The organism is Rhizobium sp. AC27/96 (genome assembly GCF_001692325.1).
Lineage (GTDB): Bacteria > Pseudomonadota > Alphaproteobacteria > Rhizobiales > Rhizobiaceae > Rhizobium.
Map to the genome: position 1 here is coordinate 129618 of NZ_LXKN01000002.1, position 25281 is coordinate 154898.

General features: G+C 60.9%; 26 protein-coding genes. 17 read left to right on the forward strand and 9 right to left on the reverse strand.

Features of this window, described 5'->3' with window-relative positions:
* Positions 1-154 precede the first annotated feature (154 nt).
* From A6U86_RS07390 to A6U86_RS07410, 5 genes are read left to right on the forward strand one after another with little or no spacing between them, the layout of a single operon-like run.
* On the forward strand, positions 155-1168 hold the full coding sequence (locus tag A6U86_RS07390; RefSeq protein ID WP_068388383.1) for a MoxR family ATPase: 1014 nt from the start codon (positions 155-157) through the stop codon (positions 1166-1168).
* Positions 1169-1195: 27 nt separating this feature from the next.
* A complete protein-coding gene (locus A6U86_RS07395) occupies positions 1196-2116 on the forward strand; it encodes a DUF58 domain-containing protein (protein ID WP_068388385.1) in 921 nt (306 codons plus the stop codon).
* On the forward strand, positions 2113-4935 hold the full coding sequence (locus A6U86_RS07400) for a DUF4159 domain-containing protein (protein ID WP_068388389.1): 2823 nt from the start codon (positions 2113-2115) through the stop codon (positions 4933-4935). The genes A6U86_RS07395 and A6U86_RS07400 overlap by 4 nt, the downstream gene beginning before the upstream one ends.
* A gap of 1 nt (position 4936) precedes the next feature.
* A complete protein-coding gene (locus A6U86_RS07405; protein WP_068388392.1) occupies positions 4937-7009 on the forward strand; it encodes a hypothetical protein in 2073 nt (690 codons plus the stop codon).
* 4 nt (positions 7010-7013) lie between these two features.
* A complete protein-coding gene (locus A6U86_RS07410) occupies positions 7014-7439 on the forward strand; it encodes an N-acetyltransferase (protein ID WP_068388651.1) in 426 nt (141 codons plus the stop codon).
* A 39-nt stretch (positions 7440-7478) separates the two neighbouring features.
* On the opposite strand, the gene A6U86_RS07415 is transcribed toward A6U86_RS07410, so the two are convergent.
* Positions 7479-8051 carry a GNAT family N-acetyltransferase gene (locus A6U86_RS07415; RefSeq protein WP_068388395.1) on the reverse strand — a complete coding sequence of 191 codons (573 nt, stop codon included), beginning with the start codon at positions 8049-8051 and terminating at the stop codon, positions 7479-7481.
* Positions 8052-8398: 347 nt separating this feature from the next.
* Between A6U86_RS07415 and A6U86_RS07420 the strand changes: the two genes are divergently transcribed.
* The gene (locus A6U86_RS07420; protein WP_068388654.1) at positions 8399-9388 is read left to right on the forward strand and encodes a glutathione S-transferase family protein; all 990 of its coding nucleotides are present in this window, start codon (positions 8399-8401) and stop codon (positions 9386-9388) included.
* Positions 9389-9717: 329 nt separating this feature from the next.
* Here the strand turns inward: A6U86_RS07420 and A6U86_RS07425 are convergent, their stop codons facing one another.
* The gene (locus tag A6U86_RS07425; RefSeq protein WP_068388398.1) at positions 9718-10209 is read right to left on the reverse strand and encodes an NUDIX domain-containing protein; all 492 of its coding nucleotides are present in this window, start codon (positions 10207-10209) and stop codon (positions 9718-9720) included.
* A gap of 47 nt (positions 10210-10256) precedes the next feature.
* Between A6U86_RS07425 and A6U86_RS07430 the strand changes: the two genes are divergently transcribed.
* The 5 genes from A6U86_RS07430 (at position 10257) to A6U86_RS07450 (ending at position 13716) form a co-directional block, all read left to right on the forward strand.
* Entirely contained in the window at positions 10257-11195 is a 939-nt protein-coding gene (locus tag A6U86_RS07430) for a metallophosphoesterase (RefSeq protein ID WP_083196753.1), read from the forward strand.
* Between the two features lie 91 nt (positions 11196-11286).
* Positions 11287-11853: a M48 family metallopeptidase gene (locus A6U86_RS07435; protein ID WP_068388403.1), complete on the forward strand. Its 567-nt coding sequence runs from the start codon at positions 11287-11289 to the stop codon at positions 11851-11853.
* Between the two features lie 203 nt (positions 11854-12056).
* Positions 12057-12566, forward strand: a complete 510-nt coding sequence (locus A6U86_RS07440; protein WP_068388406.1) for an RNA polymerase sigma factor — start codon at positions 12057-12059, stop codon at positions 12564-12566.
* A 3-nt stretch (positions 12567-12569) separates the two neighbouring features.
* The gene (locus tag A6U86_RS07445; protein ID WP_068388409.1) at positions 12570-13412 is read left to right on the forward strand and encodes an anti-sigma factor; all 843 of its coding nucleotides are present in this window, start codon (positions 12570-12572) and stop codon (positions 13410-13412) included.
* A gap of 100 nt (positions 13413-13512) precedes the next feature.
* Positions 13513-13716, forward strand: a complete 204-nt coding sequence (locus A6U86_RS07450) for a hypothetical protein (RefSeq protein WP_068388413.1) — start codon at positions 13513-13515, stop codon at positions 13714-13716.
* Positions 13717-13845: 129 nt separating this feature from the next.
* On the opposite strand, the gene leuA is transcribed toward A6U86_RS07450, so the two are convergent.
* Positions 13846-15549 carry a 2-isopropylmalate synthase gene (gene leuA / locus A6U86_RS07455; RefSeq protein WP_068388415.1) on the reverse strand — a complete coding sequence of 568 codons (1704 nt, stop codon included), beginning with the start codon at positions 15547-15549 and terminating at the stop codon, positions 13846-13848.
* 328 nt (positions 15550-15877) lie between these two features.
* Positions 15878-17062: a benzoate/H(+) symporter BenE family transporter gene (locus tag A6U86_RS07460; protein ID WP_068388419.1), complete on the reverse strand. Its 1185-nt coding sequence runs from the start codon at positions 17060-17062 to the stop codon at positions 15878-15880.
* 228 nt (positions 17063-17290) lie between these two features.
* On the opposite strand from A6U86_RS07460, the gene A6U86_RS07465 reads away from it, so the two are divergent.
* Genes A6U86_RS07465 through A6U86_RS07475 form a run of 3 tightly spaced genes read left to right on the forward strand, consistent with a single transcriptional unit; the run spans position 17291 to position 19632 of the window.
* Entirely contained in the window at positions 17291-18076 is a 786-nt protein-coding gene (locus A6U86_RS07465; protein WP_068388657.1) for a DeoR/GlpR family DNA-binding transcription regulator, read from the forward strand.
* A 22-nt stretch (positions 18077-18098) separates the two neighbouring features.
* Positions 18099-19283, forward strand: coding sequence for an MFS transporter (locus A6U86_RS07470; protein WP_068388422.1), 1185 nt, complete (start codon positions 18099-18101; stop codon positions 19281-19283).
* The gene (locus A6U86_RS07475; protein WP_068388425.1) at positions 19249-19632 is read left to right on the forward strand and encodes a glyoxalase/bleomycin resistance/extradiol dioxygenase family protein; all 384 of its coding nucleotides are present in this window, start codon (positions 19249-19251) and stop codon (positions 19630-19632) included. Before A6U86_RS07470 ends, A6U86_RS07475 begins: the two co-directional genes overlap by 35 nt.
* Positions 19633-19789: 157 nt before the next feature.
* Here the strand turns inward: A6U86_RS07475 and A6U86_RS07480 are convergent, their stop codons facing one another.
* A complete protein-coding gene (locus tag A6U86_RS07480; protein WP_083196754.1) occupies positions 19790-20365 on the reverse strand; it encodes a TetR/AcrR family transcriptional regulator in 576 nt (191 codons plus the stop codon).
* Positions 20366-20429: 64 nt separating this feature from the next.
* Between A6U86_RS07480 and A6U86_RS07485 the strand changes: the two genes are divergently transcribed.
* Positions 20430-21134 carry a DUF4336 domain-containing protein gene (locus A6U86_RS07485; RefSeq protein ID WP_068388428.1) on the forward strand — a complete coding sequence of 235 codons (705 nt, stop codon included), beginning with the start codon at positions 20430-20432 and terminating at the stop codon, positions 21132-21134.
* Between the two features lie 119 nt (positions 21135-21253).
* Here the strand turns inward: A6U86_RS07485 and A6U86_RS07490 are convergent, their stop codons facing one another.
* Entirely contained in the window at positions 21254-21841 is a 588-nt protein-coding gene (locus A6U86_RS07490) for an ATP-dependent Clp protease proteolytic subunit (protein ID WP_068388429.1), read from the reverse strand.
* 233 nt (positions 21842-22074) lie between these two features.
* On the opposite strand from A6U86_RS07490, the gene A6U86_RS07495 reads away from it, so the two are divergent.
* Complete coding sequence (locus A6U86_RS07495; protein WP_068388430.1) at positions 22075-22893, forward strand: DUF2076 domain-containing protein; 819 nt, start codon at positions 22075-22077, stop codon at positions 22891-22893.
* A gap of 59 nt (positions 22894-22952) precedes the next feature.
* On the opposite strand, the gene queF is transcribed toward A6U86_RS07495, so the two are convergent.
* Together queF and A6U86_RS35415 are read right to left on the reverse strand one after the other, a co-directional pair.
* A complete protein-coding gene (gene queF / locus A6U86_RS07500; protein ID WP_068388433.1) occupies positions 22953-23417 on the reverse strand; it encodes a preQ(1) synthase in 465 nt (154 codons plus the stop codon).
* 1 nt (position 23418) lies between these two features.
* Positions 23419-23556 (reverse strand): hypothetical protein, encoded by a 138-nt coding sequence (locus A6U86_RS35415; RefSeq protein WP_158008737.1) that lies wholly within the window; start codon positions 23554-23556, stop codon positions 23419-23421.
* Positions 23557-23795: 239 nt separating this feature from the next.
* Between A6U86_RS35415 and bluB the strand changes: the two genes are divergently transcribed.
* On the forward strand, positions 23796-24533 hold the full coding sequence (bluB, locus tag A6U86_RS07510) for a 5,6-dimethylbenzimidazole synthase (RefSeq protein WP_244509849.1): 738 nt from the start codon (positions 23796-23798) through the stop codon (positions 24531-24533).
* A gap of 39 nt (positions 24534-24572) precedes the next feature.
* Here bluB and A6U86_RS07515 read toward each other — a convergent pair whose 3' ends face one another.
* Positions 24573-25208, reverse strand: a complete 636-nt coding sequence (locus A6U86_RS07515; protein WP_068388439.1) for a glyoxalase superfamily protein — start codon at positions 25206-25208, stop codon at positions 24573-24575.
* Between the last annotated feature and the right edge of the window lie 73 nt (positions 25209-25281).

The window sequence follows — 25281 nt, forward strand, 5'->3', positions numbered from 1 at the left end:
TCGCCGTTAGTCACGAATACGACAGTTTCTCACGAGATAGTCATTCGAAACGTGCTTGTCAGCCATGTTCGTGGCGATAAGTTGTATTGATTATGAGGCAAATGTGTAAGGTCTGCGAATCGCGCGCACCGTTTTTCTGCCATTGGAGACGCAAATGGGCATGATCAAATCGACCGATACGAGCCTCGACGAGCAGGCCATCATCGCATCCGCCGAAAAGGCGTTGAGCGATATCGCCCTCATCCGCGAAGAGGTCTCGAAGGTCATTTTCGGTCAGGAAAGCGTCGTGGAAAACACGTTGCTTGCCGTGCTCGCCGGCGGCCACGCGCTGCTTGTGGGCGTGCCCGGCCTCGCCAAGACCAAGCTCGTGACCACGCTCGGCTCGGTCCTCGGCCTTGCTTCCAGCCGCGTGCAGTTCACGCCCGACCTGATGCCGTCGGACATTCTCGGCTCCGAAGTGATGGACCAGGACGAAAGTGGCCGCCGCTCGTTCCGTTTCGTCAAGGGACCGGTGTTCGCGCAGTTGCTGATGGCCGATGAAATCAACCGCGCCTCGCCGCGCACGCAGTCGGCACTGCTGCAGTCCATGCAGGAATATCACGTGACGATTGCCGGCCAGCGCTACGACCTTCCCGCGCCGTTCCACGTTCTCGCCACGCAGAACCCGCTGGAGCAGGAAGGCACTTATCCCCTGCCTGAAGCGCAGCTCGACCGCTTCCTGCTGCAGGTCGATGTCGATTATCCCGAGTTGGCCGACGAGCGCCGTATTCTTCTCGAAACCACCGGCCTCAGTGAAGCAACGCCGCAAGCCGTCATCACGGCCGAACGCCTGCTGGAAATCCAGCAACTGATCCGCCAGATGCCGGTCAGCGACGGGGTAGTCGACGCGATCCTGTCTTTGGTGCGCTCTACCCGTCCCGGTCAGGGCAATGCCTCGACCGACAAGCACGTTGCCTGGGGCCCGGGTCCGCGCGCCGGCCAGGCGATGATGCTCTGCGCCCGCGCCCGCGCGCTCTACGAGGGCCGGCTCGCGCCATCGATCGATGACGTGCATGCGCTCGCCGAACCCGTGCTTGAGCACCGCATGGCGCTCACCTTTGCCGCCCGCGCCGAAGGCATGTCCGTGCGCGATGTCATTGCAGGGCTGGTAAAGCAGTCGAGACCATAAGCTTGAGGTCGAGGAGAATTTAAACGCGTGGCATCCATCGGACAGATCGTCAGACCGACTTCAGGCAATGATGCGCTCTCCCGTGCCCGCAGTCGCGCCGCCCTCGTGCCGGATTGCCTCGTGGAAGCCAAGCGCATCGCCAACACGGTCATTGCCGGATGGCACGGCCGGCGCAAGCGCGGCATCGGCGAGAACTTCTGGCAATTCCGTCCCTATAGCGAGGGCGAAAGCCTCTCGCGCATCGATTGGCGCCGCTCGGCCCGCGACGATCACACCTATATCCGCGATCACGAATGGGAAGCCGCCCACACGATCTGGCTCTGGGCCGACCTCTCGCCATCGATGATGTATAAATCGACCTACGGCCATGTTTCCAAGGAGGGCCGCGCGCTGGTGCTGATGCTGGCGCTTGCGGAAATCCTGTCCCGGTCCGGCGAGCGCATCGGCTGCCCCGGCATCATGGAGCCGGTCTCGACCCGCAACGCCGCCGAACGGCTGGCGGCCGCCCTGATGCATACGCCGCTCGAAGGCGGATTGCCGCAGACGGCGATGATCCGCGGCTGGAGCGATATCGTGCTCATCGGCGATTTTCTGGATGACGCCGACAGCGTGATGAGCCGCATCGGACCTCTGGCGCGACGCGGCTTGCGCGGCCATGTCGTCGAAGTTGCCGATCCCGCCGAGGAAATCTTCCCTTATAGCGGTCGCACCGAGTTCAGCGATCCGGAAACCGGCTCGAAGCTGATCGCCGGCCGCGCGGAAAATCTGCGAGATGATTATCAGCGCGCCTATCTCGCCCGTCGCGAAAACCTTGGTCAATCGCTGCGTCATCTCGGCTGGACCTTCGTCAATCATCGTACCGACCGTCTGGCATCGGAAGCGCTGGTGGCCGTCCACATGTACCTCTCCGGCATGCCTTCCAGGGTCGCGCCAGGAGGACAGCCATGACCGGTCTTTCCTTCGCATTCGCCTCGCCGGCGATCCTCGCAGCTCTGGTCCTGCTTCCGGTGATCTGGTGGCTCCTGCGCCTGACACCGCCGCAGCCCCGCGCGGAAGTCTTTCCGCCGTTGCGTATTCTGGCAACGATCCTCAAGCGCGAGGAAACGCCGGCGCGCAGCCCATGGTGGCTGACGTTGCTGCGCATGCTGCTCGCCGCACTCGTCATCCTCGCCGTCGCCAATCCGATGTTCAATCCGCGCACCAACACCCTGTCGAGTGGCGGTCCGCTGGTGTTGATGATCGACAATAGCTGGGCTAGCGCCTCGGATTGGGAGCGCCGCGTCCGAACAGCCGATGCGCTCATCGACGATGCCGACGCCAAGGGCATTCCGGTCTCGATCGCCTTCACTGCCGAGCAAGGCAATGACGCGACGCCGGGTGCCGCGACCGCAGCCCGCGACAAGCTGCATGCGATGAACCCGCGACCGCTGGTGCCCGACCGCCAGCGCGCCGTCGACGCGGTGAAGGCCGCGCTCAACGGCAGCAAGCCGGGTACGGTCGCCTTCATCTCCGACGGTATCGAGAGCAAGGACAAGGACGACATCGTCAATCGGCTTTCCGCCCTTCAGCCGAGCGAACTGCGCCTGATTGAAGGTGACGGCAGCGATGTTCTCGCAATCACCGGCGCAGCCAATAACGCCAGTGACATGACCGTTACGGCAACACGGCTGAACGGCACCAGCCCGCTGCGCCTCGGACTGACGGCGCAGGACAATCAGGGCCGGCCCATCGCCGCCGGTTCGCTCGATTTCGCGGGCGGCCAAACGGTTGCCAGCGGCTTGATCGCCGCTCCGTTCGAGATGCGCAACGATTTCGCCCGCATCAGCGTCGACCGCTACGCCAGCGCCGGCTCGGTGCACCTTCTCGACGACGGCTTTCGCCGCCGCCGCGTTGCGCTTCTTTCCGGACAGGCGGCCGACGAATTCCAGCCGATCCTGTCGCCGCTCTACTATATCCAGCGCGCCCTGCAGCCCTACGCGGACCTGATCCAGCCCAACAGCGCCGATCTGGCAAAGTCGATCCCCGAACTGCTCGCAGGCAATCCGTCCATAATGATCATGGCCGATGTCGGCCGCCTGCCGCAGGAGAGCTACGCTCCGTTGCAGCGCTGGATTCAAAATGGCGGCACGCTCGTCCGCTTCGCCGGCCCCCGCCTGGCCGCAGCGCCGACCGATGACCCGCTTGTTCCCGTGACCTTGCGGCAGGGCGAGCGCACCTTCGGCGGCGCCCTCTCCTGGGCCGAGCCGCAGCCATTGGCTGACTTCCCCGCCTTCGGCCCCTTCGCCGGCATGCAGAAGCCCACCAATGTGCTGGTCAAGCGGCAGGTTCTGGCCGAGCCGACGCCTGATCTTGCCGAACGCACCTGGGCAAGCCTTGCGGACGGGACACCGCTGGTCACCGAGAAGCAGATGCAGGCTGGCCGCATCGTCCTTTTCCATGTCAGCGCCGAGCCGCAATGGTCGGACCTGCCGATCTCGGGCGATTTCGTTGAAATGCTGCGCCGGCTCGTGCAGCTGTCGCGCTCCGGCGGCGTCGCATCGGCGGAAGGCGCAGCCAAGACGGCCGAGGCAATGCCACCTTACCGGCTTCTCACCGCCAAGGGCGTGCTGACAAGCGAGATCGGCACCGCCCGTCCGCTGGAACCAGGCATCAAGGGCGCGGCCGTTGCCAGTTTCGACAATCCACCGGGCCTCTACGGCTCCGAAGAGGGCTTTACCGCACTGAACATCCTGCCCGCCGGCGCCACGCTCAAGCCACTCGATGCCTCAGCGACGGGCACGGTGACAAGGGATGGCCTCATCGGTGGCGAGGCATGGTCGGCCAAGCCGATCCTCTTCACCCTCGCCTTCCTTGTCCTGCTTGCCGACAGCCTGATCGTCCTCTTCATGAACGGCGCCTTCCCCCGTCTTGGCAGATCGACGAAAACCATGGCCGGCGGCGCGGCAATGCTGATGCTGGCGATCTCGGTCGCCGTCTTCCTGCATCCTGCGACCGCTCTCGCCAATGATTCCAAGCCCGGCGACGACACCATATATTCGCGGTTGGACAAGACGCATCTTGCCTATGTCGTCACAGGCGAATCCGAGGTGGACCATCTTTCCGAGCGCGGTCTTGCCGGCCTCTCCGATTACCTGACATATCGAACGACCCTGGAGCCCGGGCCACCGGTGGGACTGGATCCGGCAAAGGATGAACTCGCCTTTTATCCGCTGATCTACTGGCCGATATCGGCGACAGCGCCGATGCCGTCCAATGACGCAATCAACCGCATCGATGCCTATATGCGCAACGGCGGCACCGTGCTCTTCGACACTCGCGATGCCATCGATACGATGGGCGACACATCGTCGCCTAGCCCGAACGGCCAGCGGCTGCAACAGATTCTCGCCAACCTCGACATCCCGCCTCTCGAACCCGTGCCGTCAGGGCACGTGCTCACCAAGTCCTTCTACCTGTTGTCGAGCTTTCCCGGCCGCTATGCCGACAGCCCGCTTTGGATCGAGGCGCGGCAGGATACGCGGCGCGACGGCAACGCCGTGGCATCCTCCGATGGCGTGACGCCGATCATGATCACGGGCAATGACTTCGCAGGCGCCTGGGCCGTGGACGATAACGGCACGCCTTTGCTGCCGACCGTGCCTCCGGACGAAACCCAGCGTGAATATGCCTACCGCACCGGCGTCAACATCATGATGTACATGCTGACCGGAAACTATAAGGCCGATCAGGTGCACATCCCGGATATCCTGCAACGGTTGGGGCAATAAGATGAATATCGGTTTTGCCCCATTCCTGCCCTGGCCGATACTGGCTGCTCTTGCGGTGCTGACCCTCGCCATCGCTGCGCTTGCGATCTATCGGCGCCTGCGCGGCGGTTGGATCCGCGCGCTCGCCGGCGCCGCGCTGCTGCTCGCGCTCGCAAATCCCGTGCTGATGCAGGAAGACCGCGATCAGCTCACCACCATCGTTCCCGTCGTCGTCGACCGCAGCCTGAGCCAGGACACACCGGAACGTACCAAGATGACAGACGACGCCCTGGCGATGCTCAAGGACCGGCTGGCGCAATTCCCGCGGATCGAGCCCCGCATTGTCGAGGCGCGCGACCCGGCTGAATCGGACTCTCCCTCGACACGGCTTTTCGCCGCCCTCTCCTCGGCGATCGCGGACGTACCGCCTGCCCGGATCGGTGCCGCGATCTTCCTGACCGATGGCCAGATCCACGACATTCCCGGCGTGAACCAGCAGCTCGGCTTCGACGCGCCCATCCATGGGCTGATCACCGGCAAGCCGGACGAGTTCGATCGCCGCATCGAAATCGTCCGCGCCCCTCGCTTCGGTCTCGTCAACGAGGAGCAGCAGCTGGTCTTTCATGTCGTCGACGACGGCAAGAGCCCCGGCGGCCTCGCGGACGTAACCGTCAAGATGAATGGCGACGAGATTGCCACGCTGCAGGCGACACCGGGCCAGGATACGCCCTTCAGCTTCAAGGTGCCGCGTGCCGGCAACAATGTTCTCGAATTCTCCGTGGCCGAAGTGCCGGGCGAAGTGACGCCCGTCAACAATCAGACGGTCCAGCTGATCGAGGGCATCCGCCAGAACATGCGTGTCCTGCTCGTGTCGGGCGAACCGCATGCCGGCGAGCGCGCCTGGCGCAACCTGTTGAAATCCGACGCCTCCGTCGATCTCGTGCACTTCACCATTCTGCGCCCACCGGACAAACAGGACGGCACGCCGATCAACGAACTGTCGCTGATCGCCTTCCCGACGCGCGAACTCTTCGTCGACAAGATCAGCTCTTTCGATTTGATCATCTTCGACCGTTACCAGGACCGTCAAAACGTCCTGCCGACGATCTATTATGATTACATGGCCCAATACGTGGAAAACGGCGGTGCATTGCTCGTGGCGGCCGGCCCCGAACATTCCGGCGGCAATTCGATTGCTCTGACGCCGCTCGCCTCGGTTCTTCCGGCCGAGCCGACGGGACAGATGATCGAGAAGCCGTTCTATCCGCGCCTCTCGGATCAGGGCCGCAAGCATCCTGTCACGCGCGGGCTGGATGGCTCCGACACGGAGCCGCCGCATTGGGGCCGCTGGTTCCGCAGCGTCGACGTTGAAAAGCCGCAGGGCCAGACCGTGATGGTCGGCGCCGACAACAGCCCGTTGCTGGTGCTGAATCGCGTCGGCCAGGGCCGCGTCGCCATGCTGCTTTCCGATGAGGGCTGGCTTTGGGCACGTGGCTTCGAAGGCGGCGGTCCGCATGTGTCGCTCTATCGGCGCATAGCCCATTGGCTGCTGAAGGAGCCGGCGCTGGAAGAAGAGGCACTGACGGCAAATGCCGCCGGCCGCACGGTGCAGGTGACACGTCAGACTGTCGGTGACGATCCAGGCCCCGCCACGATCAAATCGCCCTCCGGCAAGACGCAGAGCTTGCCGCTGAAGCAGACGCAGCCGGGGCTTTACCAGGCCGAGAAACATATGGACGAGATCGGGCTCTACCAGGTCGCCAATGGCAACCTCTCGACGCTTGTCCATATCGGTGCCATTGATGCTCCGGAGTTCAAGGCGATGATCTCGACCACCGAGACGCTGAAGCCGCTAGCCCAGAAGACCAAGGGTCTCGTCACCCGTGTCGCCGGCGCCAATGGCGGCGTCACGGTTCCACAGATCCTGCCGGTTCGTGGCGCGGTTCGCGTCGCCGACGGCCAGCGTCTGACCGTCCGCATGACTGACGAAACCGTGCTGAAGGGGATCAATACGCTGCCCCTGTTCGCGGGTTTTGCCGGTCTCGCCGCCCTGCTCTTTGCCTTCTCCGCCACCTGGTGGCGCGAAGGACGGTGACATGATGACAAAAATCGATGTAACGGATACCCCTTCCGAAAGCGATCTGGCTACGATCACCAGCGGCCTGATCGCCTTCAATGCCGCCGATATCGGCCCATCCGAACGCCGGCCGCTGGGGGTGCTGATCCGCGACGAGAACGGCGAGACTATTGGCGGAATCTCCGGCTATACCGGCTGGGGATGGTTGTTCACGCAATTGCTGTTCGTGCCGGAAACCCTGCGTGGCCAGGGCATGGCGAGCAAACTGCTCGATGCGGCGGAAACGGAAGCGATAGCCCGCGGCTGTTTCGCAGCCTGGATCGATACGTTCAATCCGCAGGCGCTGCGCGCCTATCAGCGGCAAGGCTATGAGATCTTCGGCGAGTTGCCGGATTTCCCGGTTGGCCGCAGCCGCTTCTTCCTGCAGAAAAAACTATCGCCCCGTTGATCTCAACAGGGCGACGTTTTCTGCATCCGGCGTAAAGGCCTAGACCGCAATCGCCGTCAGCGGCATGACTTCATCAAAATCCTCGCCTTCGACCTCGACGATCGAAGCGGAATCATCCCGCCAAATGATAGGGCCATGCAGCCGCTCATGCGTGTCGGCGGCAATCGGCACGACGAGAACGCGGTTGGGATCGACAGGCCCCGGGAAGGCCAGGGCGTTGTAAGCGACCTTTTCGAAGCCGAGCGGGCCATAATAAGGCGGGTCGCCAACAAGGATGACGCATTCCGACCCCTTGCGTTTGGCCGCTTCGACAGCGATCCGCACGAGCTCGCGGCCGATACCCTTGTTCTTGTGCGAGGGCCTGACGGCAAGCGGCCCGAGCAAATGACCCTTGACCGAACCGGCCAGGACCGGTGTCATGCGCACCGAGGCGATCGTCTCGCCATCGTCGGCGCAGATGAAGGACAGCGTGCGGTCATGCGGTCCCTGCTCGCGAATCCGCGCAGCAGCACGGGTAAACCGACCGGGACCGAATGCTTCTTCATTGATGAGTTCGATAACGGCGTCGTGCGACGCATCCTCAGTGAGGTAGACCAGATCGTGCTTGTACATGAGCCAAAGAAACCAGATAGACAGACGGAATTGTTCTCGAAGGCGCTCGTGGAGCGTTCGGGATCATCGGCGTCGTCGCAGGCTTCTGATGGCTTTCATGAGAGCTGTTCCTCAAAGTCTGACAAGCCCGATAGCAGGAAATATTCGGCACGTCCAACGCAAAATGTGTACTGCCGTTTGTTGATGCAAGATCGTGTCCGCATGATGACACCTCTCGATGAAATCTCGCGCCCATGCCTGCCGATCATGCCCGATACGCAGTGTTCATCGTTTATCGCCTCGAAATTCGTCCGGCATGCCGTATGCTTGAGGCAGGTTTTAAGCAGCATTTCCGGAAGGACAAAGCAATGGGCATGTTGGTTGACGGCATCTGGCACGATGTCTGGTACGACACCAAGGAGACAAAGGGTCATTTCCAGCGCGCTGCGTCGCAGTTCCGCAACTGGATCACCCCTGACGGTGCAGCCGGCCCAACCGGAGCCGGCGGCTTCAAGGCCGAGGCCGGACGTTACCATCTCTACGTTTCGCTCGCCTGCCCCTGGGCGCATCGCACCCTCATCTTCCGCAAGCTGAAGAAGCTAGAAGATCTCATTTCCGTCTCGATCGTCGACCCGCTGATGCTGGAAAATGGTTGGGAATTCAAAGGGAAAGACGGTGGGACGATCGATCCGCTCTTTGGCGCAAAGGCGCTTTGGGAAATCTACGTCAAGGCCGATCCGCATTATTCCGGCCGGGTCACCGTTCCCGTTCTCTGGGACAAGCAGGCCGGCACGATCGTCAACAATGAGTCAGCCGAAATCATCCGCATGTTCAACAGCGCCTTTGACGAATTGACCGGATCGAAGGACGATTTTTATCCCGAGAATCTGCGCGCAGATATCGATGCATTGAACACGCTGGTCTACGACACGGTCAACAACGGCGTCTACAAGGCCGGCTTTGCAACGACGCAGGACGCCTATGAAGAGAATGCCCGCCGCATCTTCGAAACGCTCGACACCCTCGAAAAGCGACTATCGACAAAACGCTATCTGTTCGGAGAGCATCTGACCGAGGCCGACTGGCGGTTGTTCACCACGCTCGTCCGTTTCGATGCAGTCTATGTCGGCCATTTCAAATGCAACATCCGCCGCATCGCCGATTACCCAAATCTCTCCGCATATCTGCGGGATCTTTACCAGGTTGCCGGCGTGGCGGAGACCGTGAATCTCGTGCACATCAAGCATCACTATTACCGCAGCCACAAGACGATCAACCCGACCGGCATCGTTCCCATCGGCCCGGAGCTTGATCTCGATCGTCCGCATGGCCGCGAGCAATTGTCGAAAGCTGCCTGAGGCGCGGTCAATCTCGCCCCTTGCGGGCGAGAAAGCAAAATCAGCATTTAGCTTCAGCTAAGTGCTAGATTTTGCAAGAGAGGGGGAAGGTCGGGACGCACCCTGTTTCAGAAGTAAATGAGCAAGAAACAGACCCCCGCTCTTGCAATTTCAATGGCTTAGAAATTGCGCTAAGCTTGAAGCCTGTTGAACCTATGGCATCGCAATTCCTAAACCAGTGAAATTGCTTTCTCGCCCGCCAAGGGGCGAGATAGTTCCACCATTCACCCCGCGGACGCCAATTTTCATGTCACGGTCGAAATGCCACAAGGTGGTTAACGGCGACGTCATTACCAATAATTCGAAGGGAGTTCGGACCCGCTCAACTCTTCCAACCGGCGATAGGTCGCCTTCGTCGTTCCCGGCGGCAGGGCGTCGAGCGGAAAGAAGCCGCTCTCGACGATTTCGAGATCAGGCTTGCGCGGCGCAGTCTGCGTTACCTCGACGCGATAGAAGACGACATGGTCGCGTTTGCTCGTGCGATTGTTGAAATAGACGTGAAAGAGCTGCGGTCTCCCCGATATCGCCAGATTGCCCTCCTCCCGCAACTCTTTCTCGAGCGCCTGCTCCATCGTTTCATGACGTTCGACACCGCCGCCCGGCATGTGCCATCCCGGAATATAGGAGTGCCTTACCAGGAAAATGCGCCCATCGCCATCGAAACAGGCAGCCCGCACGCCAAGCGTCATGCTGCGGGTGAGCAGGAAATACACATGCAATGCGCGGCCGAACAACCAAGCCCGCAGACCACGCCCTTCGCTCTTCGGAGCTTCCTCGCTCATCCCTCAACTCCGGCGCGCTGATCCTTGAGGCAAGGCATGTATTTGTTTTGACAATCGAATGGGCTATGTCTCATCCCATGTTCAAGCTCGCGCATATTTCCGATGTTCACCTGGGTCCCCTGCCACGCCTTTCGATCAGAGAGCTCGCCTCCAAACGCATTACAGGATTTGTGAACTGGCACAGGAACCGGCGCAAGCACCTTTTTGGTGATACGCTCGATCTGCTTCTTGACGATATCAAGGCGAAGCAGGCCGATCATCTTGCGGTAACGGGCGATCTCGTCAACCTTGCAAGCGGCATCGAAATCCAGACCGCCGCCGCCTGGCTGAAGACAGTTGGCGACCCTCAGCACACCTCCGTCGTGCCCGGCAATCACGATGCCTATGTGCCCGGCTCCTATGAGAAGGCCATGCGCGCCTGGTATCCCTATGTCAGAGGGGATCGCTCCCCCGCCGAATGGCCTGAAGATGAGCATGTCTTCCCCTATCTACGCGTTCGCGACCAGGTCGCGCTGATCGGCTGCTCGACCGCCGTGGCAACGCCGCCGTTTGCCGCCAGCGGCTTTTATTCCGCCCGTCAGGCGCGCGAAACGGTGAACATGCTCCACGCGGCCGGCGATGCCGGCCTCTTCCGCGTCGTCATGATCCATCATCCACCGATCCGCGGCGCGACTAGCTTCTACAAGCGGATGATCGGCATTCGCCGCTTTGCCGCTGCCATCTCCACGGGCGGCGCCGAGCTTGTTCTTCATGGCCACACCCACCTCAATACTCTTCACTGGCTCCGCAGCCAGACAGGTCCGGTGCCAGTTGTCGGTATCGCTTCGGCGTCTCAGGGCGTCGGCGGGTTAAAGCCGCGGGCCGCCTATAATCTCTTCACGATTGCCGGCAGACCAGGCGCCTGGGAGCTGAAGGCCGAGCGCTACAGCCTCGATCCGAAAGGCGACAGGGTCGATGCGGAAGGTGTCGATATTTTAGCTCCGTGATCGCTGTTTTGCGACTTGCGACGGCATCGTTTCGGTAGCGTTTTCGAAGATACCGAGATACAATCGTCACCTGGGAATCTCGGAGGATGGAATGGATTTCAAGGTCGTGACGAAGAGAGCCGCAACGCTGGCGCTGGCCAGCGGATTTTTGCTCGTCGCCAGCCTGCAGGCCTTCGCTGCCGGTTCGGAAGATGATGAGACCGCCCCTCCGCCGAAGAGCAAGACCACCACCGAATGCACCGACGGCAAGGTGTGGGACAAGGACAAGAAAGAATGCGTGAAGCCGACGCAAAGCGGCTTCAATGACGATCAATTGTTCCAGGCCGCGCGTGAATTTGCCTATGCCGGTCAGTACGACAATGCCATCACGGTTCTGAAGCTCGCCAGAAACCAGGACGATCCCCGTATCCTCAATTATCTCGGCTATTCCAACCGCAAGGCCGGCCGCATGGAGCTCGGCATGAGCTACTACCGGAAAGCCCTGCAGCGCGACGAGAACTACATCCTTGCCCGCTCCTACATGGGGCAAGCCCTGCTTGAGCAGGGCGACGTTCAGGGCGCCCGGGTGCAGCTGGTCGAGATCCGGGACCGCGGCGGCGAAAATACCTGGGCATATCGCTCACTGATGCAATCGCTGAAGGGCCAGGTCACCTATTGAGTCGACGCGGACGTGGCGCACGCCGCGAATGTGCGACAGACAAATGCGCAAGTACTTTTGAACTACTTGCGAAACGGCACAGAAATGGTTCATACCAATACAGGACGGTCATTCCTTTCGCATCGCCCTTCCCAAGGGAAAGGTCTTCATTTGCCGGAAGACATCGTCATTGTAACAACCTCCAACGCCTCCCTGGAAAGACAATGCCCACGCCGGTAGCTGCCATCGATATCAGACGCGATCTGGTCGGCCTTCTTCCGAAGCTGCGCCGCTTCGCGGTGACGTTGACCGGCGATCTGGCGGATGCCGATGAGCTGGTGCAGAACGTCTGTCAGCGCGGCATAGCCAAGTTCCATCTCTGGAACGGCACCGGAAAGCTCGAAAGCTGGCTCTATACGATGGCGCGGCATCAATGGATCGATGAAGCGCGGCGCCATAGGCTGCGGCCCGCCAAAGGCAATGCGCTTGAGCAGGGCGAGCCGGCATCCGGGGTGCATTCAAATCCGGTGGAAGCCGGCGAAGCGCATCGCTTGGTCACATCTTTGCCCGAAGGACTTGCCAGTGTCTTCCTGCTGGTCGATGTCGAAGGACATAATTACAAGCAGGCGGCCGATATTCTCGGCATCCCCTTGTCCGCAGTGATGTCCCGCCTCTCCAGCGCCCGACTGCATCTTGCCGCACAGGGTCACAGCCGCTCGCCTCGAAGGTTTTAAGCATTGCAGGACATGAAGAAATTGCCGCTCGAAGTTCGCCTTTCCGCCTTTTTGGACGGCGAGATGAGCCGCGAAGAAAAGGAAGAGCTGGAAAGGCTGATAGCCTCCGATCCCGATGCACGCCGCATTTTCGACGAGCTGCGGCACGGCTCCGATGTCGGCCGCAAGGCTTTCGATGAAGTCCTGAAGGAACCCGTGCCTCTGGCACTCGTACGCTCCATCAAGAGCGCGCAGCCTCCTAAAACACGCGATCCCTCCCCCCGCCTCGCCCGGCCGTCCTTCAAGCTTGCCCCCTCGGGCAAGCAGTCGCTTGCGGCCGCTCTCCTTCTTTTCGTCCTCGGCGGTGGCATCGGCTATCTCTTCGGCCTACAGCCGGCCCAGGCGCCCGCAGCCGCATCCCCTACACCGGCTCAGGTCGCTACACGCAACTGGCTGGACGATATCGCCGCCTACCATCGCATCTATTCGCGGCAGCCACGCCACTTGGTTGAAATGCAGGCAAGCGAGCTGGACGAGATCAGCAAGTGGCTGTCGAGCACGGTCGGCGTGAAGTTCAATTTTCCGGATCTTGCCGCAGACGGTCTTGTCTTCCAGGGCGCCCGCATGTTCATTGCCGGCGGCAAGCCCGTGGGCCAGCTGATCTACAAGAACCTGGACGGCGAAGTCGTCGCCATCTGTTTCACCAAGGCCGACGGTGTTCCGGACGACGACGATTTCGACGAAATCATCAAGGACGATGTCAGCATCGTCTCCTGGCATCGCAATGGCACGACATATGCCGTCGTCGGCCCGTCCTCGGATGCCATGCTCGACCAGATCGCCAACAGGGTATCCTCGGAAATCTGATAGAGCCGCTCCCGCTTTGCAGCTTGCGGTGGCCAGCCAGCCGATGGATAATGACCAACGGTAAATCGTACCGGGTTGATATTCTCGCTGGAGTTTCAATATGTCCGACGTTCTGCTGACTATTCCGGAAATCGACAGGCGCATAGCCGTGATAAGGGAAAACCTTCGCGAACTGATCGAGCAGGCCACAGCCTTTTCCGGTGCGGCTGACGAAGAGCGAACATCCGAACGCATCGCCGAACAGGAAGAAGAACTCGAGCGACTGACGAAGCGGCGCGATGAGCTTGCCAGGCAGAAGCCCTAAACACCTTTTCGTTTTGCGCAAAACGACTGCTTAGCCCACCGCACTATTGTTGCCAGGCAGAACGAAAAATCCCCTCGACGATAGCGAGAGGATCTGACTTCATCAGGCCCGAGTGGTTGAAACTCAGCCCTACTTCTTGATATCGAGCACGCGGTTTGCCGCCGAGACGATCGCCTCGAGCGAGGCGGCAACGATATTGGTATTGATGCCGGCGCCGAAGAGCTTGCCGCCTGGATGGGAAATCTCGACATAGGAGATTGCCGCGGCGTTGGAGCCGTGCTGCAGCGAGTGTTCGGAATAATCCTCGACCGACATGGAAACGCCGAGATAGATCGAGAGGGCGTTGATGAAACCGTCGATCGGACCGTTGCCGCGGCCTTCGATGCGCTTCACCTCACCATTGTCGGTGATTTCGGCTGCGACGATGCGCTGACCCTTATGCTCGGGATCGGCGAAGGTGTGGTGATCGACGAAGCGGATGCGGGCGCCGGGCTGCGTCACGTAGCGCTCGATAAAATGCTCGTAGATGCGCTTGGAGGGTAGCTCCTTGCCTTCTTCGTCGGTGATGCGCTGGATCTCTTCGCGATATTCCACCTGCAGATTGCGCGGCAGGTTCAAGCCGTAATCCTGCTGCATGATATAGGCGATACCGCCCTTGCCGGACTGCGAGTTGATGCGGATGATCGCCTCATAGGTGCGGCCGACATCCTGCGGGTCGATCGGCAGATAAGGCACTTCCCAGACGGGATCATTGGCAACCTTGGCGGCCTTCATGCCCTTGTTGATCGCATCCTGGTGCGAGCCGGAGAAAGCCGTGTAGACCAGTTCGCCGACATAAGGGTGACGCTCGCCGATCGCCATCTGGTTGGAATATTCGAAGACTTCCTTCATGCGTTCGATGTTGGAGCAATCCAGCTCCGGATCGACGCCTTGCGTGAACATGTTCAGCGCCATGGTGACGACATCGACATTGCCGGTGCGCTCGCCATTGCCGAACAGGGTGCCCTCGACACGGTCGGCGCCGGCCATCAAAGCCAATTCGGCAGCGGCGATGCCGGTGCCGCGGTCATTATGCGGATGCAGCGAGATGATCAGGTTTTCGCGATTATCGAGATTACGGCACATCCATTCGATCTGGTCGGCATAGATGTTGGGCGTCGCCATCTCGACTGTCGACGGCAGGTTGATGATCAGCTTGTTGTCAGGTGTCGGCTTCATGACGCCAATGACGGCGTTGCAGATTTCCAGCGCCACATCCAGCTCGGTGCCGGTGAAGCTTTCCGGCGAATATTCGAAACGATAGCCGCCGCCGGCCTTGGCCGCCATGTCGCTGATCATTTTCGCCGCATCGACGGCGATCTGCTTGATGCCCTGCACATCCTTGGCAAACACCACGCGGCGCTGCAATTCGCTGGTGGAATTGTAGAAATGGACGATCGGCTTGTTGGCGCCTTCCAGAGCCTCGAAGGTCCGCGTGATCAATTCCGGGCGGCACTGAACCAGCACCTGCAGCGACACGTCGGCGGGCACATTGCCCTCTTCGATGCACCAGCGCGCAAAGTCGAAATCGGTCTGGGAGGCCGAGGGGAAACCGATCTCGATTTCCTTGAAGCCCATGTCCAGCAGCAGCTGGAACATGCGGGCCTTGCGATCATGGCCCATCGGATCGACAAGCGCCTGGTTGCCGTCGCGCAGGTCTACCGAACACCAGACCGGCGCCTTGGTAATGACCTTGGACGGCCAGGTCCGGTCGGAAATGTTGATCTGGGGATAGGCGCGGTATTTTACCGTCGCTTCGGGCATGCCTTTGGGGGAATGGCTGTTCGCGTCCATGGTCTCGTCTCTTCCTTTCCCGTCATTTTATCCCGCGTCTTAGCCGATCGGATGCGGCTTGGCGATGACAAATGCGGATCCCTTGCGGGTGTGCTGTCGATTTTAGGGTAAGTCGCGAGGAGCGATGGCCAGCGGGCTTTTCGGCCGCCGGGCGCTCCTCAAAGGACCCGGCAACCGCGCGTAAGGCCGAGGAGGAGAAGCGAGGTAAGGGCGCGCGTATTGTCACGCAGGGCAACACGCCCACGTGCAATCTGCTCAGAAATCTTTGCGCCAGTCGTCTTCATGGCCGCGCTTATAGCCGCGCGGCCAAAAAGAAGCAACCCCCTGCTCACTTCTTCAGCGCACGCACACCGCGCGACAGCGCCATCATCAATCCGCCGGCGATCAGGCCCCAGAAGGCGCCGGAAACGCCGCCGAAGGAAACGCCCGAAGCCGTCACGAGAAAGGTAATGGCGGCAGCTTCGCGCGATTCCGCCTGTTGGAAGGCATTGAGCGCCGAATTGGACAGTGCTCCCACCAGCGCCAAACCGGCGACCGCTTCGATCAGCACCGGCGGCGCCAACGCCACGAAAGCAGTGACGGCACTGGCCAGCAGACCGAGGATGACATAGCCGGCGCCGGCGATCATCGCCGCCCAATAGCGCCGCTTCGGATCGGGATGCGCATCCTGTCCGGCGCACATGGCGGCGGTGATGGCGGCAAGATTGACGGCATGGCCGCCGAAAGGCACGGCCAGCAGCGAAAACACGCCGGTGACGGCAAACAGTGGGCCAGGCTTGGGATCGTAGTTATGGACCTTCAGCACGGCGATGCCGGGGATATTCTGGGACGCCATCGTCACGACGAAAAGCGGAAGCGCGATGGAGACAATGCCGGCGACGGTAAAGACCGGCTTCACCAGCTCGACTGTCGGCAGCAGTGAGTTGCCCAATGAGGCGAGAGCGCCGCCCGGTATCTTGACGCCGAAAGCCAAGACAAGTGCGAAAGCGGCAAGGGCCGCCGGCACCGCCCAGAGCCGCTTGAAGGAACCAACGACGATCCAGGCGAGAATGATCGGCAGACCGAATGCGGGGTTGAAGGCGATCGCCTTGACCGGCGCGAAGCAAAGGCCGAGCAGCACGCCCGAAAGCATGGCATTGGCGAGTGGCGCCGGGATCAAGGCCACCGCCCGGCCGAATGGCCGAAACAAGCCGGCGATGACGATCAACAGGCCGCAGATGAAGAAAGCCCCCACTGCCGCCGGAAAGCCGCCGTCGATCGCTCCGGCGCTGGCGAGCAAGGCCGCCCCCGGCGTCGACCAGGCCGTGCTGATGGGCGATCTGGTAACGGCACTCAGCACGATCGCGCAAAGGCCCATGGCAACCGAAAGCGCCATCAGCCCGGACGCAGCCTGCGCATCGGTCGCACCGACCACCTGCAGACCGTGGAAGACGACGGCAAAGGAACTGGCAAAGCCGACAAATGCCGTGAGGCATCCCATAAACAGGCTTTGGACGGAGAAATCTTTGAGCATGGGGCGAGACTCGGACGATAAGACGATTGCGTCGCATGGAGCATTACAAGCTGCGGACGTGCAAGTGCAGTTTCTGGCCAAAATGACTGCCATGGTCGCGCGAAGGCCCAATCGGCAAACAGCACCGACGAGTTGAGATCACTCGCCGATCCGGGGGCCTGCAATCAATTAACAACAAGTACAAATACGCACATTGACTCTCCTATTTATGCACGTTAATGCATGATTATGAGCACTTCACTTCCATTGTCCCGCAGGGACGTCATCGAAACACGGCTTGCAGAGGGACAAGAGATCGTTGCCGCATCGCTTGCGGCCGAGTTCAATGTTTCCGAGGATGCCGTGCGTCGCGATCTCAGGGCGCTGGCCGCCGAGGGCAAATGCCGGCGTGTCTATGGCGGCGCTCTTCCTCTCTTGACCCCTTCGCGGCCCATCTCTGCCCGTATCGGGCAGGCGTCCGAGCGAAAGCAGGCACTGGCGCGTGCAGCCGTCAGCATGATCGAACCCGGCGCTTTCGTGTTTCTCGACAGCGGCAGCACCAATCTTGCGATGGTGGACCTGCTGCCGAAGAACAGCGAACTGACGGTCGCCACGAACTCCATCGACATCGCGTCTGCCGTCATGAAACGTGGCGACCTCCCGCTCATCCTGATCGGCGGCGCGGTCAACCCCATCGTCGGCGGCAGCGTCGATGCGGCCGCGGTGGCAGCCATCGAAAATATGAACATCGATCGTTGCTTCGTGGGCGCCTGTGCAGTCTCGGCGAAAAACGGCATCAGCGTGCATGAACATGCAGACGCGATTTTCAAAAGGATGCTCATCAAGCGCAGCACGATACGGATCACCATGGCAACCTCGGAAAAATTTCACGAGCAAGCGCCTCATCGCATCGGCGATGCCGCCGATATCGACTGGCTGATCGTCGAAGACGATCTGCCCGATGATGAAGAGGAAGCCGCTATCCGCGCTGGTTTCACGCTCATCAAGCCGAGCGCCATCACCACATCATCCTGATCTCGAAAGACGGGGAATCATCATGCAATCCGCCGATCGGCCGGAAACCCGGCTGGCAACACGACTGGCCTTTCTCATTGCGGGATTCGGTATCGCCTGCTGGGCGCCCCTCGTCCCCTTCGCCAAGACCCGGCTTGGGGTCGATGACGGCGTACTTGGCATATTGCTGCTCTGCCTTGGCCTCGGCTCGGTCGCCGCAATGCTTGCCACCGGCATGCTGAGCGCGCGCTACGGCAGCAAGCCGATCATCATTGCCGGTGGGCTCGGCCTCGCGCTCACACTCCCGATCCTCACCATAGCCAGCACGCCATTCACGCTGGGCATCACCCTCGCCTTGTTTGGCGCAGCTCTGGGATCACTCGACGTCGCGATGAACATCCATGCCGTCGAGGTGGAAAAAGGTGCGGACAAGCCTCTGATGTCCGGCTTTCACGCGCTTTTCAGCATCGGCGGCTTTATCGGCTCGCTGCTGGTGACTCTGCTGCTGTCAGTCGATGCCGGCCCTCTCGTCGCAACGCTGCTATCGTCTGCCCTGATGCTGATCGCCCTGGTCGTCGCCTGGCCCCGGCTGCTCAGAACCGTCCCATTGGAAGATGCGCCGCTCTTCGCCATTCCCCGCAGCTTCGTTCTGTTGCTTGCCGTACTTGCCGCCATCACCTTCCTTGTTGAAGGCGCCATTCTCGACTGGAGCGCCCTGCTTCTCACCACGCAAGGCCGGGTCGAAGCTAGCCATGGCGGCCTTGGCTACATGCTGTTTGCAATTGCCATGACAGTGGGACGCCTGGCCGGCGACAGGATCACCGCAAAGCTCGGAGACAGAGCCATGATGTTGTGGGGCGGGCTCGTCGCGGTAGCTGGCTTCGTCATTCTCCTGTTGAGCCCGATTGCAATCCTCGCCATGAGTGGCTTCCTGCTGATCGGGCTTGGCGCTTCCAACATCGTGCCAGTGCTTTTCCGCAAGGGAGGGACGCAGACCGTCATGCCGGCGGGGCTCGCTGTCGCTGCGATTACCATGTGCGGATATGCCGGCGTGCTGATCGGGCCTGCCAGTGTCGGCTTCGTCGCCAATCACATCGGCCTGCCCGGCTCGTTCTGGATGCTCGCCATCCTGCTTTGTGCCGCACCTCTATGTGCCGGGATCGTCACCCGCACGCAGGATAAGGAGGAGACGAATGCGCATCGCTCATACCGCTCTGTGGACACGTGATATCGACGCCGCCGCGGCGTTCTGGATGAAGTATTTCGGAGCGACCGTCGGCGAACCCTATCGCAGTCAGCGCCGCCCCGGCTTCATCTCCCGCTTCGTGCACCTGCCTGACGGCGCCGATCAGATCGAACTGATGACCGGCCCCTGGCTTCCAGCCGACGCACAGGGCGAACGTGTCGGCTGGGACCACATCGCCATATCTCTGGGTGACGAAGCCGCCGTCGATGCGCTGGCGGAACGATGCAAGGCGGATGGCTGTCTCAAATCTGGCCCCCGAACGACGGGCGACGGTTTCTACGAGGCGGTTGTTACCATGCCGGACGGAACCCCGGTCGAGATCACCACATAGAAAGCGCCCCAGACCGTGGCACCCTTACCCGATCTTTCGAATTCGCCGCCCTCGGAAACGTTGCAAATCTCCCTAGCGGCGAAAGCTGGCGGCGGTCCATCCCGCCGCCAGCACCGTCCTTCCGGGTAGCCAAAGCTCGGTAATCTGGTCAGGGGAATCAGCGCCGCTCGCCAATGCCCTCGACGACAATGCGGATGAGATGCCTGATCTCATCCTCGCTAAATCGGCCGCTCGAAAGAGCCGTCAGCATGGCCTGCCCATAAATGCCAAGCAGAACCAACGACATGAAATTGGGGTCGTCGTCCTTGCGAATGACGCCCTGCTGTTGACCAAGCACCAGAAGGTCCCTGACGAGCCGTTGGAAAGACGGACGGTCTGGCCGGGGTTCAAGCGATGGTCTCTCGGCTGGAGCCAGCGCCAGCTTAGCGAGCGAAGGATTTGCCAGGCACCAGCCGGCACTGTCGAGAAAGACCCGCTCCAGCAACACGAAGACGTCCTCATTTGCCTCCATGCGGGCACGATAGATTGCGTCACCTGCTTCCACGCGGGCGATGAGCTGCAGGGCGATCTCCTCTTTAGAGCCAAACAGATTATAGACCGTCTTGCGCGTGAGGCCGGCACGCGTCGCGATTTCCTCCACCGAGGTCTCGGCAAAGCCGGCCTCGCGAAACGCCAGCACGGCGGCATCCAGGATGAGTGTTCGTGATCGCTCAATTCGCTTTGGTATTGCCATTTTTATACTTTAGTGTAAATTTACACTCATGTAAACTTTCTCTCGCGTGGGAACGCTTTGAAGAATGGTTGCCACCCTCAAAGAATTGGGCCCCGATATCTGGATCGCCGATGGCCCCATCATCACGGCGGCCGCCGGTTTCCATTACTCGACGCGCATGGCCGTCATCCGATTGTCCAATGGCAGCCTGTTCCTGTGGTCGCCGACGCAAATCTCGGATGCCCTTCGCACAGAGATCGACGCCTTGGGGGATGTAGCTTATCTGATACCACCCAATTCGCTTCACCATGTATTTCTGGGTGACTGGCAGCGCGCCTACCCCAATGCCAAGGTCTACGCCCCGCCCGGTCTGGCGCAGAAGCGCAGGGACATCAGATTCGACGGCAACCTCGATGGAGCCATGGACAGCGATTGGGTCGATAACATCGATCTCGCCGTCATACGCGGCAACCTGATCACGACGGAGATCGTCTTCTTTCATCGCCAAAGCAGAACGGTGCTTTTCACCGACCTTATCCAGCATTTCCATCCGGGATGGTTCAAGGGCTGGCGGGCATTCGTAGCCCGTCTCGACCTTATGGTCGCCGCGGAGCCGTCCGTACCTCGAAAGTTTCGTGCCGCATTTACCGATCGCAGCGCTGCGCGCGCATCGATCCGCCAAGTTCTTGAGTGGCCGGCCGAGAAGGTGCTAATGGCTCACGGAGATCCTGTCACCGAAAACGGACAAGCCTTCATTCGCAGCGCTTTTCGCTGGCTCACCGCCGCATGACGGCCTCCGAATGCCGGTCACCTCAGATTGACCAATAAGGCAAACAGATCACCACCATACAAAAACCCTCGCCTGCCTTCCGGCAAGCGAGGGTTTTCGTTCAAGCAAAATCGGCTAGATCAAATCTCAGCCTGCGAGGTCACGATGCGCGAGACCAGGCCATAGGCCTTGGCTTCCTCGGCGGAAAGCCAGTAGTCGCGGTCCGTGTCCTTGGCGATCTTTTCGATCGGCTGACCTGTGGCTTCCGAGAAGATCTTGTTCAGACGCTCGTTCATCTTGATGATTTCGCGTGCCTGGATCTCGATATCGGACGCCATGCCGCGCGTGCCGCCGGAGGGTTGATGCAGCAGGAAGCGCGTGTTCGGCAGGCAAATACGGCGTTCCTTGGGAACCGAGACGTAAATCAACGCACCGGCGGAAGCGACCCAGCCCGTGCCGATCACCCAAACCTTCGGCTTGATGAACTTGATCATGTCGTGGATCGAATCGCCTGATTCGACGTGGCCGCCGGGCGAGTTCACATAGATGCGAATGTCTTCGTCGCTGGCTGCAGCAAGTGCCACGAGCTGCGAGCAGACCTTCTGGGCCAGTTCCTGCGTGATGCCGCCATAGATGAAGATCGAGCGCGACTTGAAAAGATTCGCCTCCGCGTCCTTGCCCAACGGCTGTTCGTTCTTCTTGTCTTCCTGTTCGTCTTCGTCGTTCATTCGCAAGTCTCCAGCATGATGCGTCGTACACCGCACATAGTGCGACTCAATGCGTAAAACAATGCAGGAAAAAGACAAGGCGGGAATAGCGTCTGACAACATGGCGTTATGGTTGCGGATTACCGAAATGTAACTTGAATGGCTTTGAAAAGCCGAGATTGGATCCTACGTCAGGTCAGCGCGATTGAAGTCGCGCCCCGAATTTACAGCAACAGATTGCCAAGGAGGCCATCATGTCGCCTGAAGAACGTCAATTGCTTAGCTCTCTCTTCGATCGCGTGCGCACAGCTGGTGGCGCCCAGCGTGACGCTGATGCGGAGGCTTTCATCAACCAGTCGGTTCGCGACCAGCCCTACGCGCCATATTTTCTGGCGCAGGCCGTCATCATGCAGGAACAGGGCATGAAGGCCGCAGCCGATCGCATCCAGCAACTCGAGGCTCGCGTCCACGAGCTCGAGCAACAGGGCGCCGACAATCATCAACAGGGCCAGAGTGGCGGTTTCCTCGGCGGAATCGGCTCTCTCTTTGGCGGTGGCCAGCAGCAGCGCGCTCCGGCACCCCAGCCCCAAGCTGGATATCCGCAGCAGCAAGGCCGCCTCTATGACGACTATGCCCGCAACGCGCCGCAGCCCGGTCCCTGGAGCGGCCAGCCGCAACAGCAACCATCAGGCCCGTGGAGCCAGCAGGCAGCAGCCCCCTCGGCTGGCGGCAGCTTCCTGCGCGGCGCTCTCGGCACGGCAGCCGGCGTCGCCGGCGGCGTGATGCTGGCGGAATCGCTCTCCAGCCTCTTCAGCCCACATCTTGGCGGCACTGGCGGCGGTCTCTTCGGCGGAAATGCCGGCAGCGGCCTCTTCGGGGCCACAGCGGCCAACGCAGCCGAACAGCCGGTGCAGGAAACGATCATCAACAACAACTATTTCGGCAATGACGATAATAGCGATCAGGATGATCAGCGGGCGGCCGATTACGCCCAGGATGCTGCCCAGGACGCTCAGGACGACGCCGATGACGATTCGTTCGACAACAGCGACGACGACAGCTCGTTTGCCTGAAATCAGGCAGACATAGGCTCCAGGAAAAAGCCGCCATCTCCGGATGGCGGCTTTTTTGTTCAGCCTCGGCCGCGATAGGGCTGCACGCCCTGATCCGGCAGCCAGACGCCCTCCGGCGGCTTGCCCGTCTGCCAGAAGACATCGATCGGGATGCCGCCGCGCGGATACCAATAGGCGCCGATGCGCAGCCATTTCGGATCCAGCAGCTCCACCAGGCGTTTGGCGATATAGATCGAGCAATCCTCATGGAATGCGCCGTGATTGCGGAAGGAATGCAGGAAGAGCTTCAGCGACTTCGATTCCACCAGCCATTCGTTTGGCACGTAATCGATGACGATATGGGCGAAATCCGGCTGACCCGTCATCGGGCAGAGCGAGGTGAATTCCGGCGCGGTGAAGCGCACGACGTAATCCGTGCCGGCATGGCCGGCCGGCACCTTTTCGAGAACCGCCGCCTCGGGATTTGCGGGGGCCTCGGTTTGGCTGCCGAGCATCGACAGGCCGGAAACATCGGTGTTGGGCATCTCAGATCTCCTTGACGCGGATACGGCGGGCCTGTTCGCCCTCCGGTTCCGCATGAATAGCTATTTCGGCGCTCGCATGGATCGCCCTTGTGGCGTCTTCAAGGCGAATACCAGCCAAGACAGGCTTGCGAACTGGCATAACGCCCCTCGCAATCATTTGGAAGTCGACTTGGGTCGCCGCATCGTCCGCCAAAAGCTACAGAGAGACTTTGCAAACCACCGCTTCGCGACAGTGGAAGCCGGTTATGCGCTCGCCTGTGAAAAACCGAGCTGTTAGTTTCGCTTGCAATCGTGCGCTAAGCTGTGCTTCAGCCCCGCATGCAAGGGTGGCCGGCATCGGCCGACAAATCGCCACTCTCTATAAAACCATGGTTGAATATGCCCGCTCCTGACAATGCCCCTATTGCCGCATCTGCTATCGACGTCCAAGCGGGAGCGGCTGATCATCTGGTTGCGGCCGGCGCTTTTTCGCAAGAGGAGCGCAATGCCGTCTATCGCGCAATCGAGACGCGCCGCGACGTCCGTGATCAATTCAAGTCCGATCCCCTACCCGATCATCTCGTCAGGCGCCTGCTCGAAGCGGCTCATGCTGCCCCCTCGGTCGGCTTCATGCAGCCATGGAACTTCATCCTGGTCCGTCAGCCGGAGACGCGCGAACGCGTCTGGCAGGCATTCCACCAGGCAAATGAGGAGGCCTGCACGATGTTCGCAGGCGATCGCCGCGCCCAATATCAGCGGCTGAAGCTCGAAGGCATCCGCAAGGCGCCGCTCAGCATCTGCATTACCTGCGACACCAAGCGCGGCGGCCCTGTCGTGCTCGGCCGCACCCACAACCCGGCGACCGACGTCTATTCGACCGTCTGCGCCGTGCAGAACCTCTGGCTGGCCGCCCGCGCCGAAGGCGTCGGCGTCGGCTGGGTCAGCATCTTCCACGAAGAGGCCATCAAGGCGATTCTTGGCATACCCGAGCACGTCAAGATCGTCGCCTGGCTCTGCGTCGGCTATGTCGACGAACTCTATGACATGCCCGAGCTTGCCGTGAAGGGATGGCGCGACCGCCTGCCGCTCGACAAGCTCGTCTTTGAGGAAGGCTGGCAGGATTGCGAGGATCTGTGAGGGCCGCTGTTTCGCGGCAACCCTCTAGGGGTCAAGGCGTTACGATCTGAACGTGACAAACGAGAACACGTTGCCATCCGGGTCGCGCACATGAAAATCGGTGCCGCCCCACGCCTGCTTGGTCAACGGTTGCGCGAACTCAACGTCCCTGGCCTTGAATTCCTCGAACAGTCCCTGGACATTCGAAACCTCGATCGAAGCGAGAATGAGCGCCCCCTCCTTTGCCGCCGCAGCGGCAAAATAGGGCTCATAGACGAGTCGCAGATGGATCCAGATGCCGTCCCGCGACACCGCTCCATAGAATGGTGGCGCGCCATGCAGGAACTCCGCCACAAAACCAAGCTTTTCCCTGAAGAACGCCGCACTCGTCGTCACATCCCGCACGAAAAGGATCGGTATGACGCTCTTGAAAACCGGCGGTTCGGGCGAAGCAGGCGGCGTCTTCGGCGCATCCGCGGCAACGGCCTTCAACTCGGCCCAACTTCTGTGGCCCGCTTCGACCGCAACGATCTCCTGCGCCAGCGCCAATGGGAATTTCATCGCCAGGATCTCACGATCCGTCAGGGCGCTGAAACGGTCGAGGACTCGAACTCTCCCGCCAATGGAATAGTCACGATCACGGTGCCAGCGCATCAGCAGCTTGGCTTGTTTGCGATAGGTATCGAGGGTTGGCATGGACAGACTCCTGCTGAGTGATATCAGCGGGCGGGCCTAGCCCTTTCGGCCTCCATGCCGATGTGCCCCACAG